Origin of the sequence: Pseudomonas sp. ADAK18, from assembly GCF_012935695.1 — a bacterium.
In the GTDB taxonomy this organism is placed as follows: domain Bacteria; phylum Pseudomonadota; class Gammaproteobacteria; order Pseudomonadales; family Pseudomonadaceae; genus Aquipseudomonas.
Map to the genome: position 1 here is coordinate 4049140 of NZ_CP052859.1, position 16874 is coordinate 4066013.

Genomic DNA, 16874 nt, shown 5'->3' on the forward strand with positions numbered 1-16874 from the left:
GATTACCCCTTGACCGCGCCGGCCGTCAGGCCGCGCACGAAATACTTGCCTGCGACCACATAGACCAGCAGGGTCGGCAGCCCGGCGATCATCGCCGCCGCCATATCAACGTTATATTCCTTAACCCCGGTGCTGGTGTTGACCAGGTTATTCAGCGCCACCGTGATGGGCTGCGAATCACCGCTGGAGAACACCACGCCGAACAGGAAGTCGTTCCAGATCTGCGTGAACTGCCAGATCAGGCACACCATGATGATCGGTGTCGACATCGGCAGGATGATCAGGCGGAAGATCGTGAAGAACCCCGCACCATCCAGCCGTGCCGCCTTCACCAATGCATCGGGAATGCTGACGTAATAATTACGGAAGAACAGTGTAGTAAACGCCAGGCCGTAGACAATGTGCACGAACACCAGGCCGGTGGTGGTGCTGGCCAGGCCCATCTTGCCGAGGGTGAACGAGGCTGGCAGCAGCACGGTCTGGAACGGCAGGAAGCAGCCGAACAACAACAGGCCGAAGAACAACTGCGAACCGCGAAAACGCCACATCGACAGCACGTAGCCGTTCAACGCGCCGATGGCGGTAGAGATCAATACCGCCGGGACGGTGATCTTGATCGAGTTCCAGAAGTAACCGTCGACCGTGGCCCAGGCCTTGACCCAGCCAATGCCGGTGACCACGGCAGGCCAGCTCAACAGGTTGCCGGTGCTGATGTCTTCCGGGGTCTTGAAGCTGGTCAACAGCATGACCACCAACGGTACCAGATAAAGCAGTACCGCGAGGATCAACACCGCGTAAATCGCGATGCGACTCAAGCTAATGAAAGGTTTGCCGGCGAGACTAGTCATTACGTTTGGTCCTTAGCTCGGAGTACAGGTAAGGCACGATGATTGCAAGAATCGCACCGAGCATCAGAATTGCACTGGCCGAGCCCATGCCCATCTGGCCGCGACTGAAGGTGAAGGAATACATGAACATGGCGGGCAGATCGGACGAGTAGCCCGGGCCGCCGGCCGTCATCGCCGCCACCAAGTCAAAGCTCTTGATCGCAATGTGCGCCAGAATCATCACCGCACTGAAGAACACCGGACGCAGGCTGGGCAGCACCACTTTCCAGTAGATCTTGGGCATGCTCGCGCCATCGATCTGGGCGGCACGAATGATCGATTGATCAACACCGCGTAAACCAGCCAGGAACATGGCCATGATAAAGCCCGAGGCTTGCCACACGGCCGCGATCACCAGGCAGTACACCACACGATCAGGGTCGATCAGCCAGTCCAGGCGGAAGCCTTCCCAGCCCCAGTCACGCAGCAGTTTGTCCAGGCCCATACCCGGGTTGAGCAGCCATTTCCAGGCCGTACCGGTGACGATCATCGAGAGCGCCATCGGGTACAGGTAGATGGTGCGGATGAAGCCTTCGCGGCGGATTTTCTGGTCGAGGAAAATCGCCAGTGTCACGCCGATCACCAAGGTGATGCCGATGAACATGCCACCGAACACCGCGAGGTTCTTGCTCGCCACCCACCAGCGGTCGTTGTCGAACAAGCGTGCGTATTGCGCCAGGCCTACAAATTTGTAGGACGGCAGGAAAGTCGAGTTAGTGAACGACAGGACAAACGTCCACAGGATGTAGCCATAAAAGCCCACCAGGACGATGAACATGCTGGGCGCCAGCACCAGTTTGGGTAGCCAGCGCTGCAGTGCATCGAACGGCGAGGCTTTGCTGAACACAGCAACAGAACTCATGGGAAAATCCAGTACAGAGATAATGATTTCAAGGGTGCTCCTTATGAGGGTTTGGCTTGTGTGGGAGCTGGCTTGCCTGCGATACAGGCACCTCGGTCCAGCTGACAGACCGAGGTGATGCTATCGCGGGCAAGCCCGGCTCCTACATAAGCCGGCCCCGGCAGGACCAGCGTTGCTAAGGCTTACTTGGCCGACTTGACCGCACTGTAGAGTTGCTTGGCGGTGGTGGCTGGATCGGCTGCAGGGTTGTTGATGTAGTTGGTCACTACGTCAAAGAACGCACCCTGTACGGCCAGCGTGGTTGCCATGTTGTGCGCCATACTCGGCTGCAGGCCACCGGTCTGGGCATCTGCCAGGAAGTCCTTGGCTGCGGTCTGTGCGCAGGAGTCGAAACCGTACTTGCCCATGTCTTTCAACATGTCGACCCGAACCGGAATCGAGCCCTTGTTGATGCTGAAGACTTTCTGGAAGTTCTCACCCAGCACGACCTTGGCAATGTCCTGCTGACCGGCCGCAGTGCCTTTGTCTTTCTGCTTGAACACCGCCAGGGAGTCGATGTTGTAGGTGAAGGCTTTGTCGGTACCCGGGAAAGCTACGCACTCGTAGTCCTTGCCAGCGACTTTCTTGGCCGCAGTCCACTCGCTCTTGGCCCAGTCACCCATGATCTGCATGCCGGCCTTGCCGTTGATGACTTTGGCGGCTTCCAGGTTCCAGTCCTGGCCTTTGCCGTCGGCATCCATGTAGGTCGCGACTTTCTTCAGTTCGGTCAGCGACTTGATCATTTCAGGACCGGTCAGGGCCTTTTCATCCAGGTCGACCAGGGCTTTCTTGTAGCCATCAGCACCCATCACCGAAAGGACCACGGCTTCGAATACGGTGCTGTCCTGCCAAGGCTGGCCACCGTGGGCGAGCGCAATGAAGCCCGCTTTCTTGAGCTTGTCGCCGGCGGCGTAGAATTCTTCGAGGGTAGTGGGTGCTTTTTCGATACCGGCTTTCTTGAAGACTTCAGGGTTGATCCACAGCCAGTTGACACGGTGAATGTTCACCGGCACGGCCACGTAGTTACCTTCGTACTTCACGGTATCGGAGACTTTCTTGTCGAGCAGAGAGTCCCACTTTTCTTCTTTGGCAACGTCCTTCAGGACATCGGTGTCGAGCAGCCCGGTGGACGCCCATTCCTGGATGTCCGGGCCTTTGATCTGGGCAACACCTGGCGGGTTGCCAGCAACGGCACGGCTTTTCAATACGGTCATGGCCGTGGAACCACCGCCGCCTGCGACGGCACCGTCTTTCCAGGTGAAACCGTCTTTTTCAACTTGGGCCTTCAGGACATCTACTGCCGCCTTCTCACCGCCAGAGGTCCACCAATGCACAACTTCAACCGTCCCTTTCGAGTCGGCGGCAAAAGCACTGAGGGGAAACAACGAGGCAATGGAAATAGCAACGGCGAGGCGATTAATCGCGTTCATCTGAGTACCTTTTTTGTTGTTATGCATGCAAGTCTAGAGCTTGCGCTGCATAGGATTCTAAACAGGGATATTTAAGGTGCACGTAACAAAGGGACGCACAAATGTCACCAAGTGGTGACATTACGTCCCGCGCCCAAGGCGCTGGCCATACTCGGGGATAAGGGTAGACCAGGCAGCAACACGGCTTGCCAGGCATGGTACAGATCCGGTTTGCCACCCCATATTTTGCTGCTGGGCTGGTTGTGCGGGCTCAATTCGTGGTGCCAACTGCCATGAGTACGGTCGATAAAATGGGTTTCGCAGAACTCCCAGAAACGCCGGTACCAGGTTTCGTAATGCAGCTCGCCCGTGCGTTTGAGCAGCGCCTGCGCCGCAGCGCTGGCTTCGGCGTGGGTCCAGTGTAGACGCTCACGGACCACCGGGCGCTGGGCCCAGTCGAGTGTGTAGACAATGCCGGGGGCGCCATCCACCGCCCAGCCATACTCGCAGGCACTGGCGAACAAGCCCTTGGCGTCGATCAACAGCCACTCGGGCGTCACCAAACCGGCTTGCTGGCGCGCGGCTTCAAGGTGCAACACCAACCGCGCCCATTCGAAGCCATGGCCGGGGGTGATGCCGTAAGGACGAAAGCCATCGGCCGGGTTGTCTTCGTTGTAGCCACGCACGGGCTGCCAGTGACGGTCAAAGTGTTCGATCACCATGAATTGATTGTCGGCGGCGTGGGTGTGGATCACGCGCTCAACGATACGCAGCGCGCGGTCCAGCCAGCGCGTGTTGCCAGTGACATCGGCCAGGGCGAGGAAGGCTTCGGTGGCGTGCATGTTGCTGTTGGCGCCGCGATAAGCCTCTACACCCGTCCAGTCCTGAGCAAAGGATTCGAGCATCGCGCCCTCCTCCTCACTCCAGAAATACTGGTCGATGATGTGGATAGCGTCATTCAACAGGGTTTGCGCACCGGGCGCACCAGCCACTACTGCTGAGCTTGCCGCCAGGGCAACAAAGGCATGCAAGTAGGCCGCCTTGCCGGTGTTGCCATCACGAGCCTCAGGAACCGCGAACCAGCCACCGTGGCGAGTATCGCGCAGCGGGCCACTGAGGGCGGTTACCCCGTGCGCCACCAGGTCAGCGTAGCCCGGCAGGCCTTGGGCGTGGGCCATGGCGAAGCTGTGGGTCATACGGGCGGTGTTCATGGTTTCGGCGATGGCATTGGCCGGCAGGTGGCCCAGGTCATCCAGGTTGCCGAAACCTTCAGGCAGCTTCGAGGCCTTGGCGAACGACAGCAGGCGCTGACCTTCAGTGGCCAGCCATGTGTGATGGGCGGGTGCGTTCAGCCAACTGCTGGAAGGCAGCGGTTGCGTGGTCATGGTGAGCCCTATTTGTTTTTATGGGATGACCGGAGTCTAAACAAGGGCTGGGAGAGGGCAAGTAACGAAGGGGGCTTGAAATGTCACCGACTGGTGACATTCCATTTGAAAACGCCTGCAGGAGCAACGAAAGCGGGCTCCTGCAAACCATTTACATCACTGCCCGATAGGACTGACTCTTGCCGGCGCACTGATCTGCTGCTGCAGGTTCTGCACCTGACTTTGCAAGGTGGTGACATTACGGGTGGTCTGGATGCGGAACACATCGAACTCTTTGGTCGTCGGGCCGTCAGCTGCGGCCTGGCGATTGTCCTGCTCACTCTTGAGCACCAGCAGATCCTGTTCCAGGCGAGCGATGGCCGCTGTTGGATTGCCCTGCTTCTTCAAAGCTGCCACATCAGCGGAGAGTTCCTTGAACTCGGCATCGCGCTTGCTTGCGTCGGTTTGGCCCGCCTTGAGCGTCGCAACGGCCTCCGTCAGGGCTTGAACCTGCCCTTGTAACTTCACGTTGGCAGCTGACAGTTCCGTGGTGCCGGACGTCATTGTCGCCAGCCGGTTGTCCAGATCCGTGGCCTGGCCGGCCACGCCCAACTGCTGCTTGCCCTGCTCCAGCAGCTGCGTTTCCAACTGTTTGATCTGCAGTTTCAGCGCTTCGCTGCCGTTATTGACGTTGGCCTCGCTGGCCACCACCTTGCCGGAAATATCTTGCAGGCGCCCGGCCGCTTCTTCGCTGATACGCGCGAAGCTTTCCTGGGTTGCCACCAACTGCTGGCCCATCAGGGAAATCTGCTGGAAGCTCCACCAGGCAAGGCCCGCAAAGGCAAACAACAGCGCGCCGACCAACGCCCACAAAGGCCCGGTGCTGGCGCTCTTGACCTTGACCACTGGCGCCGGCCGGGAGCGCACGGACGTGGCAGCAGTTGGCGCAAAATCATCGTCGCCCCCGGTGTCTGCCCGCAGGCTGGGAACGTTGTCGAAGTCGTCGTTAGCATCGTTACGCATGAATCAACCTTAAATCCTTGAGGTAGCCACATGGAAAGCCTGGCGGCGGAGTATAAACCCCTTGCCCGTCGCACTGATCGACCGGGAACCGCAAGTTCGGTTCCCGGTGTGTTACAGGTCATTGGTCGGTTCTATTTCGTCCCCCCATCCTGGGCCTTCCACCAATTGCAGAACTCATCGAGAGCGGTCCACAGGCTGACCTTGGGCTGGTAGTCGAGATAATGCCGGGCGCGACTGATGTCGAGGGTGAAATCTTTGTTCATGACCTGCATGCCCAGCCGGGACAGCGAAGGCTCCGGGCGCCCCGGCCACATCGCACAGAATGCTTCATTGAGCGCCGCAACGCTGTAGGACAAACCGTAGGAACGGTAACGCGTGACCTGGGGCATTTCCATTTGCCGCATCACATAGTTCACTACGTCCCATATAGGTACCGGGGTACCGTTGCTGATGTTGTAGGCCTTGCCCAGGGCGGAACCGGTGGCCAGCAAGCTACTGAGCAACGCCTCGTTGAGGTTGTGCACGCTGGTGAAGTCGACCTTGTTCAAGCCATCACCGACGATTGCCAGGCGATTCTTGCGCTGCATTTTCAACAGGCGCGGGAAGATACTCATATCACCGGCGCCAGTGACAAAACGCGGGCGCAGCGCCAGTACTTCAAGTCCGAACTCCTGGGCACCGAAGACCTTCTGTTCTGCCAGGTACTTGGTGGCCGCATAGGGATGCTTGAAGCGCTTGGGCACCTGTTCTTCGGTCAATCCCAGGTGGTCGCGGCCATCGAAATAAATCGACGGCGACGACAAGTGCACCAGGCGCCCGACCCGCTGTTTGAGGCACGCCTCGACAACGTTTTCGGTCACCAATACGTTGCCCTGGTGAAAGTCCTGATAGCGCCCCCACAGCCCCACAGCACCGGCGCAATGCACCACCGCCTCGACATCGCGACACAGGTCGCGCACCAGGTCCGGATCATTCAAATCACCCTGGATAAACTCGGCGCCGCGCCGTACCAGGTGCTCGACACCTTCGGCCCGCCGCCCGTTGACCCGCACGTCCAGGCCCTGCTCCAGGGCGAAACGCGCAAAGCGTCCGCCGATAAAGCCGCTTGCGCCGGTGACCAGAATCTTCATGTGTTACTCCGCATTCTTTCGTTTTTCATCGCTGCTGCCTTGACGCTTGCTGTCACTCCAACGGCACTAGCCATTGGCCAGTCGCCCGGGCCAGATGCTCAGTCAACATCCCGAGCAATTGCCCGCCACTGCGCCAATGATGCCAGTACAGCGGCACATCGATTGGCTTATCTGGCAACAACTCCACCAGAACTCCCCGCTCAAGCTGGTCGTGTACTTGTAATTCGGGCACTAGGCCCCAGCCCAACCCGGCCTCTGCCAGGCGCATGAAGCCTTCGGACGATGGGCACAAATGGTGCTCGAAACCACCCTCGACACCCAAAGAAGCCAAGTAACGATGCTGCAGGAAATCATCAGGGCCAAACACCAACGCCGGGGTCCGCGCCACTCGATCGGCACGGACCCCATCTGGAAAGTGCCGGGCGATAAACGCAGGACTGGCCAGCGCCCGATAGCGCATCGCCCCCAGCAACAAGCTACGGGCACCCGCGACAGGCCGTTCGCTGGCACAGATACACGCCGCCACCTCACCGGCCCGCATGCGCTTGAGGCCCACGGTCTGGTCCTCCACCACCAGGTCCAGCAACAGGTGCTGCTCAGCGCAAAAATCACTGACTGCCTCGGCCCACCAGGTGGCCAGGCTATCGGCATTCAAGGCAATGCGCAGACGCTCTGGCATGCCCTCTTCATCCAGGGCCGGGACCTGGCTCTGCAGATCCCGCTCCAACAACCGCACCTGCTGCACGTGGTTAAGCAGCCGTCGGCCGATGTCTGTCGGCGTCGGCGGCGTTGCCCGTACCAGCACGGGCTGGCCGATCCGCGCCTCGAGCAGCTTGATGCGCTGGGAGATGGCCGATTGCGAGACGCCTAGCACCTGGGCGCCCCGCTCGAATCCGGCCTGTTCCACCACCGCCGCCAGGGCGGCCAGTAACTTATAGTCGAACATCAGTTTTCCTAATGAGCGATCAGCAATATTGGTTTTTCTTATACAGCTTCAACCCCGAGAATAGCCAGCATCACTTCTCCACTCCTCAAGGATCTTTCCCATGGCCGGCGAAACCGCCCTGGCAACCCTGTTGCGCAGCATGAGCCCGCACCTCAACGAGGGCGACTATGTGTTTTGCACCCTGCCCGACTACCACATCCCGGACGGTTGCGAGGTGATCGGCAGCTTTCGTGAACAAGAAGGCCTGACGGTGATTGTCGAGCGCCAACAGGCCGAACGGGCCGGATTGCCCTACGAGTACATCGCCGCCTGGATCACCTTGAACGTGCATTCGGCCCTGGAGGCAGTCGGTCTCACGGCGGCTTTCGCCAGCGCCCTGGGCCAGGCCGGAATCAGTTGCAACGTGATTGCCGGTTATTACCACGATCACTTGTTTGTCGGCCGCAGCGACGCCGAACGGGCCATGACCGTGCTGCGCCAATTGGCAGCCAAGGCGGAGTAAAGACCATGTGGCAAAGTTACGTGAACGGCCTGCTGGTCGCCCTCGGTTTGATCATGGCCATCGGCACGCAAAACGCCTTTGTTCTGGCGCAAAGCCTGCGCCGGGAACATCACCTGCCGGTGGCCGCACTGTGTGTGGTGTGTGACGCCATCCTGGTGGCTGCCGGGGTATTTGGCCTGGCGACGGTGTTGGCCCAGAACCCTTTGCTGTTGGCCATTGCCCGCTGGGGTGGCGCAGCCTTCCTGTTGTGGTACGGCACCCTTGCGCTGCGCCGGGCTTGGTCACGGCAAAGCCTGGAGCAAGGGGAAAACCACAAGGTTCGCTCGTTGCGCGCGGTGCTGCTCAGTGCCTTGGCGGTGACGTTGCTCAACCCGCATGTGTACCTGGACACGGTACTGTTGATTGGCTCCCTGGGCGCCCAGCAAACCGAACCGGGCGCTTATGTCGCCGGCGCCGCCAGTGCCTCGCTGTTGTGGTTTTCCGCCCTGGCGCTCGGCGCTGCCTGGTTGGCACCGTGGCTGGCACGCCCGGCCACGTGGCGTTTGCTGGACTTGTTGGTGGCGGCAATGATGTTCAGCGTGGCCTATCAATTAATAAGCACGAGCTGAACTGATTTTGAAGAGCAGCCAAAAGACTCTGGAACCTCTATCCCACACAGTTGTTGCGTGGTTTTGCCGCACCCCCGGTGCTATGATCCGGACCCTGCGCCGCAAAGAGTACAAACTCCCCGGCGCTTGTATGGCCGCCCGTGATCGGCCTTGCGCTCACCGCAACTGACCTGATTAGGAGAATCATCATGGCTTTCGAATTGCCGCCGCTGCCTTATGCACACGATGCCCTGCAGCCGCACATTTCCAAGGAAACCCTGGAATACCACCACGACAAGCACCACAACACCTATGTCGTGAACCTGAACAACCTGGTGCCTGGCACCGAGTTCGAAGGCAAGACCCTGGAAGAAATCGTCAAGTCTTCCTCGGGCGGTATCTTCAACAACGCCGCTCAGGTCTGGAACCACACTTTCTACTGGAACTGCCTGGCGCCAAACGCCGGCGGTCAACCTACCGGCGCGCTGGCTGAGGCCATCAACGCGGCGTTCGGTTCGTTCGACAAGTTCAAGGAAGAGTTCTCCAAGACTTCCATCGGTACCTTCGGTTCCGGTTGGGGCTGGCTGGTGAAAAAAGCTGACGGTTCCCTGGCCCTGGCCAGCACCATCGGCGCCGGCAACCCGCTGACCAGCGGCGACACCCCGCTGCTGACCTGCGACGTCTGGGAACATGCTTACTACATCGACTACCGCAACGTGCGTCCAAAGTATGTGGAAGCGTTCTGGAACCTGGTCAACTGGAAGTTCGTCGCTGAGCAGTTCGAAGGCAAGACCTTCACCGCTTAAGCCACGCTTGCAGTAGAAAAAGCCCGGCGATTGCCGGGCTTTTTTGTGAGCGCTACATAGACTTAAAACAGACGAAGCACAGAGGAACTCAATGACTGGAAATTGCCACCTAGGCCGTGAGAGGAGTTTCCCTCTTATTGAATCTTGGAGTGTTTACTATGGCAACAGCAGCAGCAGCAGCCCCCCTAATCGCAGCCGTAGCCCCATTAGCAATAGATTTGGCGAAAACAGTGATAGGAACGGCACTACAAGCTGGACAATCGCTTTCGCAAACCATGCAAAACGATTCGAAACCGAATCCGAACCAGATACCAACCCAATAAAGACCTCATTCGCCGTTCTGGATATCCTGGGCGGCGATAAATGCAGCGCATTATTAGAGGCACATCTATATTCCCAGTTACCCCCCGCTAACATCACCCACCCACAACGCATCAGCCCACCCAAAATACCTGACGCCATAATGTCCCTTTGACTGCCATCACCGGATTGCCAATACTCATGGCATCTTGAGGCTACCCGAATGGAACAAGGAATGACCCTTTGAAGCTGGAACTCAAAAACAGCTTGTCGGTGAAGTTGCTCCGGGTTGTGCTGCTTTCGGCATTGATAGTGGGTGTGGCGCTGAGCGTGGCCCAGATCATCTTCGACGCCTATAAGACCCGCCAGGCCGTGGCCGGCGATGCCCAGCGCATCCTCGACATGTTTCGCGACCCCTCCACCCAGGCCGTCTACAGCCTGGACCGCGAGATGGGCATGCAGGTCATCGAAGGTTTGTTTCAGGATGACGCCGTGCGCGTGGCGTCCATCGGCCATCCCAACGAAGCCATGCTCGCCGAGAAAAGCCGTGACCTGCAGCAGTCCTCCAGCCGCTGGCTCACCGACCCGATCCTCGGCCAGGAACGCACCTTCACCACGCCGCTGGTGGGACGCGGGCCCTACAGCGAGTATTACGGCGACCTGAGCATCACCCTCGACACCGCCACCTATGGCAAAGGTTTCCTGGTCAACTCGGTAATCATATTCATCTCCGGCGTACTGCGTGCCCTGGCTATGGGTCTGGTGTTGTACCTGGTCTACCACTGGCTGCTGACCAAGCCGCTGTCACGGATCATCGGGCACTTGAGTTCGATCAACCCCGACCGTCCCAGCGAGCACAAGATCCCGCAGCTCAAGGGCCATGAAAAGAACGAACTGGGGTTGTGGATCAACACCGCCAATCAGTTGCTCGAATCGATCGAGCGCAACACTCACCTGCGCCATGAAGCAGAAAGCAGCCTGCTGCGCATGGCCCAGCACGACTTCCTTACCGGCCTGCCGAACCGCCAGAAATTACAGGAGCAATTGGACAAGATCCTGATCGATGCTGGCCGTCGGCAACGTCGAGTGGCGGTGTTGTGTGTTGGCCTGGATGACTTCAAAAGCGTCAACGAGCAATTCACCTACCAGGCCGGCGACCAATTACTGCTGGCCCTGGCCGACCGCCTGCGCGCCCACAGTGGCCGCCTCGGTGCCCTGGCGCGCCTGGGAGGCGACCAGTTCGCCCTGGTCCAGGCCGATATCGAACAACCTTATGAAGCTGCCGAGCTGGCGCAAAGCATCCTTGATGACCTGGAAGCCGAGTTCGCCCTCGACCACGAACAAATCCGCCTGCGCGCCACAATTGGCATCACCTTGTTCCCGGAAGACGGCGACAGCACCGAGAAGCTGCTGCAAAAAGCCGAACAGACCATGACCCTGGCCAAGAGCCGCTCACGCAATCGCTACCAGTTCTACATCGCCAGCGTCGACAGCGAAATGCGTCGGCGCCGGGAATTGGAGAAGGACTTGCGCGATGCCTTGAGCCGCGAGCAGTTTCATCTGGTGTACCAGCCGCAGATCAGCTATCGCGAGAATCGGGTGGTGGGTGTGGAGGCGCTGCTGCGCTGGCAACACCCGGAACACGGCCTGGTCCCGCCCGACCTGTTCATCCCGCTGGCGGAACAGAACGGCACGATTATTCCCATCGGCGAGTGGGTACTGGATCAGGCTTGTCGGCAGCTACGGGAATGGCATGACATGGGCTTCAGTGACCTGCGTATGGCGGTGAACCTGTCCACGGTGCAACTGCACCATGCCGAACTGCCGAGGGTGGTCAATAACCTGCTGCAGATCTATCGCCTGCCGCCCCGCAGCCTGGAGCTGGAAGTCACCGAAACCGGCCTGATGGAAGACATCAGCACTGCTGCCCAGCATCTGCTGAGCCTGCGCCGCTCCGGGGCGTTGATCGCCATTGATGACTTCGGGACCGGCTACTCATCCCTCAGTTACCTGAAAAGCCTGCCGCTGGACAAGATCAAGATCGACAAGAGCTTCGTTCAGGACCTGCTGGATGACGACGACGATGCCACCATTGTGCGAGCGATTATCCAACTGGGCAAAAGCCTGGGCATGCAGGTGATCGCCGAAGGGGTGGAAACCGCCGAGCAGGAGGCCTACATCATCTCCGAAGGTTGCCATGAAGGTCAGGGCTACCACTACAGCAAACCCCTACCGGCCCGGGAGCTGGCGGCGTACTTGAAGCAGTCCCGGCGGGACAACGCGGTGATTTTGTAAGTCCATGATGGCCACCCCAGGGCGCCAGCCGCCTATGTCACAAACTTTTACCGCGTTAACCCTTTACACAAAATGCAAATCTTTCGCATTATGTCGCAGTTTTGCGCGCAGCCATGCGCGCCCCAGTCATCTACCGAAGCAGGATGTTCGCCATGATTCGTATGCCTCTGGCCACCGCCAGTCTGCTGGCCATTGCCATTTCTCTCGCCGGTTGCGGTGAGGGCAAAGACAAGGCCGCCGCTCCTCAACCAGTCGCCAGCGCTACTGCGGCTGCCGCGCCTGCTGGCCAGGTCGACGAGGCTGCTGCCAAGGCTGTAGTCGCGCATTACGCGGACATGGTCTTTGCGGTCTACAGCGATGCCGAGTCCACGGCGAAAACCCTGCAAACCGCCATCGACACCTTCCTCGCCAACCCGAGCGACGAAACCCTGAAAGCGGCTCGCACCGCCTGGATCGCCGCGCGCGTACCGTACCTGCAGAGTGAAGTGTTCCGCTTCGGCAACACCATCATCGACGACTGGGAAGGTCAGGTGAACGCCTGGCCGCTGGACGAAGGCCTGATCGACTATGTCGACAAGTCCTACGAACACGCGCTCGGTAACCCAGGTGCAAACGCCAACATCATCGCCAACACCGAGGTCCAGGTCGGCGAAGACAAGGTTGACGTCAAAGACATCACGGCGGAAAAACTCGCCAGTCTCAATGAGCTGGGCGGCTCCGAAGCCAACGTCGCCACCGGCTACCACGCCATTGAATTCCTGCTCTGGGGCCAAGACCTGAACGGCACCGGCCCTGGCGCCGGCAACCGCCCGGCTTCGGACTACATGACCGGTGACGGCGCCACTGGCGGTCACAACGAGCGTCGCCGCACCTACCTGCGCGCCGTGACCCAACTGCTGGTCAGCGACCTCGAAGAAATGGTCGGCAACTGGAAGCCCAACGTCGAAGACAACTACCGCGCCACCCTGGAAGCCGAACCTGCCACCGACGGCCTGCGCAAAATGCTGTTCGGCATGGGCAGCCTGTCCCTGGGTGAACTGGCCGGTGAGCGCATGAAGGTTTCCCTGGAAGCCAACTCGCCTGAAGACGAGCAGGACTGCTTCAGCGACAACACCCACAACTCGCACTTCTACGACGCCAAAGGCATCCGCAACGTCTACCTGGGCGAATACACCCGTGTCGACGGCAACAAGATGACCGGTGCCAGCCTGTCGTCCCTGGTGGCCAAGGCCGACCCGGCTGCCGACGCAGCCCTCAAGGCGGACCTGGCAGCCACCGAAGCGAAGATCCAGGTCATGGTTGACCACGCCAACAAGGGTGAGCACTACGACCAACTGATCGCCGCCGGCAACGATGCGGGCAACCAGATCGTGCGCGACGCCATCGCCGCGCTGGTCCAGCAGACCGGCGCCATCGAACTGGCAGCGGGCAAGCTGGGCATCAGCGACCTGAACCCGGACAACGCCGATCACGAGTTCTGATCAGTGCTGCGTTGAATGAGGCGACCTTCGGGTCGCCTTTTTTTGTGCCTGAACTTCAAGGTCCATTAACCACCGCAAGCCCCCTGTGGGAGCGGGCTTGCTCGCGAAAGCGGTGGGTCAGCCAATGCATCCGTTGACCGATACACCGCTTTCGCGAGCAAGCCCGCTCCCACATTTGCCCGGCGTCGCCTTCGAGCCCCCGGTGTACAAGACCTGCACCGCAGGTAGAATGGCGCCTTTCCCTGTCACCGAGCGGACCTCATGGCGTTGCCGACCTTACGTATGATCGGTTTCATTATCGGCATCTTCCTGATCACCCTCGCGATCGCCATGGTCGTGCCGATGGCGACACTGGTCTTTTTCGAACGTACCAGCGACCTGCCTTCGTTTCTCTGGGCCAGCATGATCACCTTCCTCGCCGGCCTGGCACTGGTGATACCCGGTCGCCCGGAACACGTGCACCTGCGCCCCCGGGACATGTACCTGCTGACAGTCTCCAGTTGGGTGGTGGTGTGCATCTTCGCCGCGCTGCCGTTCCTGCTGACCCAGCACATCAGCTACACCGACTCGTTCTTTGAAAGCATGTCCGGCATCACCGCCACCGGCTCCACGGTACTCAGCGGCCTGGACAGCATGTCCCCCGGGATCCTGATGTGGCGCTCGTTGTTGCACTGGCTCGGCGGCATCGGTTTTATCGGCATGGCCGTGGCGATCCTGCCACTGCTGCGCATCGGTGGTATGCGTCTATTCCAGACCGAATCCTCGGACCGCTCGGAAAAGGTCATGCCCCGCTCCCACATGGTGGCGCGGCTGATTGTGGCGGCCTATGTCGGCATTACCATCCTCGGCAGCCTGGCCTTCTGGTGGGCCGGCATGAGCCTGTTCGACGCCATCAACCATGCGATGTCGGCGATTTCCACCGGCGGGTTCTCCACCTCCGACGAATCCCTGGCCCACTGGAAACAGCCGGCGGTGCATTGGGTGGCCGTTGTGGTGATGATCCTCGGCGCCCTGCCGTTCACCCTATATGTGGCCATGTTGCGCGGCAATCGCCGGGCGCTGATCAAGGATCAACAGGTGCAAGGCTTGCTCGGATTGCTGCTGGTGACCTGGCTGGTGCTGGGCACCTGGTACTGGTGGACCACCAACTTGCACTGGCTGGAAGCCCTGCGCCATGTGGCACTGAACGTCACGTCGGTCGTGACCACGACTGGTTTTGCTCTCGGGGACTACAGTATCTGGGGCAACTTCTCACTGATGCTGTTCTTCTACTTGGGCTTTGTCGGCGGCTGCTCGGGCTCCACGGCGGGCGGGATCAAGATCTTCCGCTTCCAGGTAGCCTACATCCTGCTCAAGGCTAACTTGAATCAACTGATTCACCCACGGGCGGTGATCAAGCAAAAGTACAACGGCCATCGCCTGGACGAAGAAATCGTCCGTTCGATCCTGACCTTTTCGTTTTTCTTCGCTATCACCATCTGCGCGATTGCCTTGGCCCTGTCGCTGCTGGGCCTGGACTGGATGACCGCATTGACCGGCGCGGCCAGCACCGTGTCCGGCGTCGGCCCAGGCCTGGGAGAAACCATCGGCCCTGCCGGCAACTTCGCCAGCCTGCCGGACGCGGCCAAGTGGATCCTGTCCCTGGGTATGCTCCTGGGCCGACTGGAGATCATTACGGTGTTTGTGCTGTGTATTCCGGCGTTCTGGCGGCACTGATCAGCGCTGACGCTTCCAGCAACCGCGCCCGGTACTCGCCGGGCGTGGCATCGAACCAGCGGCGGAAGGCCCGGAAGAAGTTGCTCGGATCGGCAAACCCCAGCAGGTAGGCAATTTCCAGCAAGGTCATGGACGGCTGCGCCAGGTATTGCTCCGCCAGTTCACGGCGGGTGTCGTCCAGCAGGGTCTGAAAACTGGTGCCCTCTTCCTGCAAACGCCGTTGTAAGGTGCGTTGAGACAGATGCAACGTCTGGGCCACCACTTCGCGCTTGGGTTCGCCTTGGGGCAACAGTCGACACAACACCTGCCGTGCCCGGTGAGTCACCCGGCTCTCCGAAAAGCGCGCCAGGTATTCGCCGGCAAAGCGATCATGTAACAGCGCCATGGCCTCGTTTGCGGTGGGCAACGGCGCCTCCATATCCGCCCGCTCGAAAATCAGCGCGTCATAGGGTGCATTGAACACCAGCGGCGAATGGAAGGCTTTTTTGTACGGTTCAAGGTCCGCAGGCTGATCACCCTGTACCAGCACTTTGCGCGGCTGCAGGGTGCGGCCGGTCAACCAGCCACATAGCGCCAAGGCGCTGGCCAGGGATGCTTCGGCACTTTGCCGGGTCGGTGGCAGGTGATCGCCGTGTACCGTAAGAATCAGCGCATAGCCTTCGGGCAAGAGTCGGAAACTCAAGTCGGCGCTTTCAGCAATGATTCGTTGATAACGCACCAGGCGCATGAAGCCTTCAGCCAGGGTACGACTGGACATCAAGGCATAGCCGGCCACATGAAACGACGCTGGGCGCACCACCTTGCCCATATTCAGACCAATCGCCGGGTTGCCCGACAACTCCACCGCTCGCTGCCAGAGCCGCGTCATGGAATCCTGCGGGAAACGCGCATCAGGGTCATCCAGGGCGGCATAGTCCAGGCCAAGCTGCTTGAACAAGGCACGGCAATCCAGGCCGTCCATCTCCAGAGCCTTGACTATCCCCATCGCCCAGCTTGAAGAAGTTGTTCGTTCGCTCATGGCGTTTTCTTGATATGGCAGGCTGAAACTACAGCCAGGAAACCCAAGGATACTAAAGTGGCATCTATTGTCACTGGCCGTTACACCCGATGACTCTAGACTCAAATAAGCTCCCCGCCGAACACCTGCTGGGCGGAACAATAAACAGAGGGCCGGTCATCGTGGAAAACGTCAGACAATTCAATAGCTTCGCAGAGTTTTATCCCTATTACCTGAGCGAACACGGCAACAGCACCTGCCGCCGCCTGCATTTCATCGGCACCAGCCTGGTGATTTTTATTCTGGCACTTGCCGTCGGCAAGGGTGCCTGGTGGTTGCTGCTGGTATTGCCGGTGGCCGGTTACAGCTTTGCCTGGGTTGGCCATTTCTTCTTTGAGAAGAATCGTCCGGCCACCTTCCAGCATCCGTTTTACAGCCTGCTGGGGGATTTTGTGATGTACCGCGACATGATTCTCGGCAAGGTACCGTTTTAAAGCCGCCACCTGCGCAAGCGTGATGACGGCAATGGA

The 16874-nt window shown here is 59.6% G+C and carries 15 protein-coding genes; 7 read left to right on the forward strand and 8 right to left on the reverse strand.

The window, feature by feature from the left end; genetic code table 11:
- Positions 1–2: 2 nt before the first annotated feature.
- The 7 genes from HKK55_RS18280 to HKK55_RS18310 form a co-directional block, all read right to left on the reverse strand.
- Positions 3–848, reverse strand: a complete 846-nt coding sequence (locus tag HKK55_RS18280) for a carbohydrate ABC transporter permease (RefSeq protein WP_169355961.1) — start codon at positions 846–848, stop codon at positions 3–5.
- Positions 841–1749 (reverse strand): carbohydrate ABC transporter permease, encoded by a 909-nt coding sequence (locus HKK55_RS18285; protein WP_169355962.1) that lies wholly within the window; start codon positions 1747–1749, stop codon positions 841–843. The genes HKK55_RS18280 and HKK55_RS18285 overlap by 8 nt, the downstream gene beginning before the upstream one ends.
- A gap of 182 nt (positions 1750–1931) precedes the next feature.
- Positions 1932–3218, reverse strand: a complete 1287-nt coding sequence (locus HKK55_RS18290) for an ABC transporter substrate-binding protein (RefSeq protein WP_169355963.1) — start codon at positions 3216–3218, stop codon at positions 1932–1934.
- 104 nt (positions 3219–3322) lie between these two features.
- Positions 3323–4582, reverse strand: coding sequence for an AGE family epimerase/isomerase (locus tag HKK55_RS18295; protein ID WP_169355964.1), 1260 nt, complete (start codon positions 4580–4582; stop codon positions 3323–3325).
- Positions 4583–4738: 156 nt separating this feature from the next.
- Positions 4739–5584: an ATPase gene (locus HKK55_RS18300; RefSeq protein WP_169355965.1), complete on the reverse strand. Its 846-nt coding sequence runs from the start codon at positions 5582–5584 to the stop codon at positions 4739–4741.
- Between the two features lie 131 nt (positions 5585–5715).
- Positions 5716–6714, reverse strand: coding sequence for an NAD(P)-dependent oxidoreductase (locus tag HKK55_RS18305; RefSeq protein WP_169355966.1), 999 nt, complete (start codon positions 6712–6714; stop codon positions 5716–5718).
- 52 nt (positions 6715–6766) lie between these two features.
- The gene (locus HKK55_RS18310) at positions 6767–7660 is read right to left on the reverse strand and encodes a LysR family transcriptional regulator ArgP (RefSeq protein ID WP_169355967.1); all 894 of its coding nucleotides are present in this window, start codon (positions 7658–7660) and stop codon (positions 6767–6769) included.
- Between the two features lie 100 nt (positions 7661–7760).
- Between HKK55_RS18310 and HKK55_RS18315 the strand changes: the two genes are divergently transcribed.
- The 6 genes from HKK55_RS18315 to HKK55_RS18340 all read left to right on the forward strand — a co-directional run bounded on the left by HKK55_RS18315 (position 7761) and on the right by HKK55_RS18340 (position 15347).
- Entirely contained in the window at positions 7761–8162 is a 402-nt protein-coding gene (locus tag HKK55_RS18315; protein WP_169355968.1) for an ACT domain-containing protein, read from the forward strand.
- A 5-nt stretch (positions 8163–8167) separates the two neighbouring features.
- Complete coding sequence (locus tag HKK55_RS18320) at positions 8168–8770, forward strand: LysE/ArgO family amino acid transporter (RefSeq protein WP_169355969.1); 603 nt, start codon at positions 8168–8170, stop codon at positions 8768–8770.
- 188 nt (positions 8771–8958) lie between these two features.
- Complete coding sequence (locus tag HKK55_RS18325; RefSeq protein ID WP_169355970.1) at positions 8959–9555, forward strand: superoxide dismutase; 597 nt, start codon at positions 8959–8961, stop codon at positions 9553–9555.
- Positions 9556–10098: 543 nt separating this feature from the next.
- Complete coding sequence (locus HKK55_RS18330) at positions 10099–12150, forward strand: bifunctional diguanylate cyclase/phosphodiesterase (RefSeq protein ID WP_169355971.1); 2052 nt, start codon at positions 10099–10101, stop codon at positions 12148–12150.
- A gap of 152 nt (positions 12151–12302) precedes the next feature.
- A complete protein-coding gene (locus tag HKK55_RS18335; RefSeq protein ID WP_169355972.1) occupies positions 12303–13631 on the forward strand; it encodes an imelysin family protein in 1329 nt (442 codons plus the stop codon).
- Between the two features lie 261 nt (positions 13632–13892).
- Entirely contained in the window at positions 13893–15347 is a 1455-nt protein-coding gene (locus tag HKK55_RS18340) for a TrkH family potassium uptake protein (protein ID WP_169355973.1), read from the forward strand.
- On the opposite strand, the gene HKK55_RS18345 is transcribed toward HKK55_RS18340, so the two are convergent.
- Positions 15304–16365 (reverse strand): AraC family transcriptional regulator, encoded by a 1062-nt coding sequence (locus tag HKK55_RS18345; RefSeq protein ID WP_169355974.1) that lies wholly within the window; start codon positions 16363–16365, stop codon positions 15304–15306. The two genes, HKK55_RS18340 and HKK55_RS18345, sit on opposite strands and share 44 nt — an antisense overlap.
- A 161-nt stretch (positions 16366–16526) precedes the next feature.
- On the opposite strand from HKK55_RS18345, the gene HKK55_RS18350 reads away from it, so the two are divergent.
- A complete protein-coding gene (locus tag HKK55_RS18350) occupies positions 16527–16838 on the forward strand; it encodes a DUF962 domain-containing protein (RefSeq protein ID WP_169355975.1) in 312 nt (103 codons plus the stop codon).
- Positions 16839–16874 lie beyond the last annotated feature (36 nt).

Bases quoted from the DNA above. Each gene is read 5' to 3' on its own strand.
- HKK55_RS18280 (WP_169355961.1), bottom strand. From the start codon at position 848: ATGACTAGTCTCGCCGGCAAACCTTTCATTAGCTTGAGTCGCATCGCG.
- HKK55_RS18285 (WP_169355962.1), bottom strand. From the start codon at position 1,749: ATGAGTTCTGTTGCTGTGTTCAGCAAAGCCTCGCCGTTCGATGCACTG.
- HKK55_RS18290 (WP_169355963.1), bottom strand. From the start codon at position 3,218: ATGAACGCGATTAATCGCCTCGCCGTTGCTATTTCCATTGCCTCGTTG.
- HKK55_RS18295 (WP_169355964.1), bottom strand. From the start codon at position 4,582: ATGACCACGCAACCGCTGCCTTCCAGCAGTTGGCTGAACGCACCCGCC.
- HKK55_RS18300 (WP_169355965.1), bottom strand. From the start codon at position 5,584: ATGCGTAACGATGCTAACGACGACTTCGACAACGTTCCCAGCCTGCGG.
- HKK55_RS18305 (WP_169355966.1), bottom strand. From the start codon at position 6,714: ATGAAGATTCTGGTCACCGGCGCAAGCGGCTTTATCGGCGGACGCTTT.
- HKK55_RS18310 (WP_169355967.1), bottom strand. From the start codon at position 7,660: ATGTTCGACTATAAGTTACTGGCCGCCCTGGCGGCGGTGGTGGAACAG.
- HKK55_RS18315 (WP_169355968.1), top strand. From the start codon at position 7,761: ATGGCCGGCGAAACCGCCCTGGCAACCCTGTTGCGCAGCATGAGCCCG.
- HKK55_RS18320 (WP_169355969.1), top strand. From the start codon at position 8,168: ATGTGGCAAAGTTACGTGAACGGCCTGCTGGTCGCCCTCGGTTTGATC.
- HKK55_RS18325 (WP_169355970.1), top strand. From the start codon at position 8,959: ATGGCTTTCGAATTGCCGCCGCTGCCTTATGCACACGATGCCCTGCAG.
- HKK55_RS18335 (WP_169355972.1), top strand. From the start codon at position 12,303: ATGATTCGTATGCCTCTGGCCACCGCCAGTCTGCTGGCCATTGCCATT.
- HKK55_RS18340 (WP_169355973.1), top strand. From the start codon at position 13,893: ATGGCGTTGCCGACCTTACGTATGATCGGTTTCATTATCGGCATCTTC.
- HKK55_RS18345 (WP_169355974.1), bottom strand. From the start codon at position 16,365: ATGAGCGAACGAACAACTTCTTCAAGCTGGGCGATGGGGATAGTCAAG.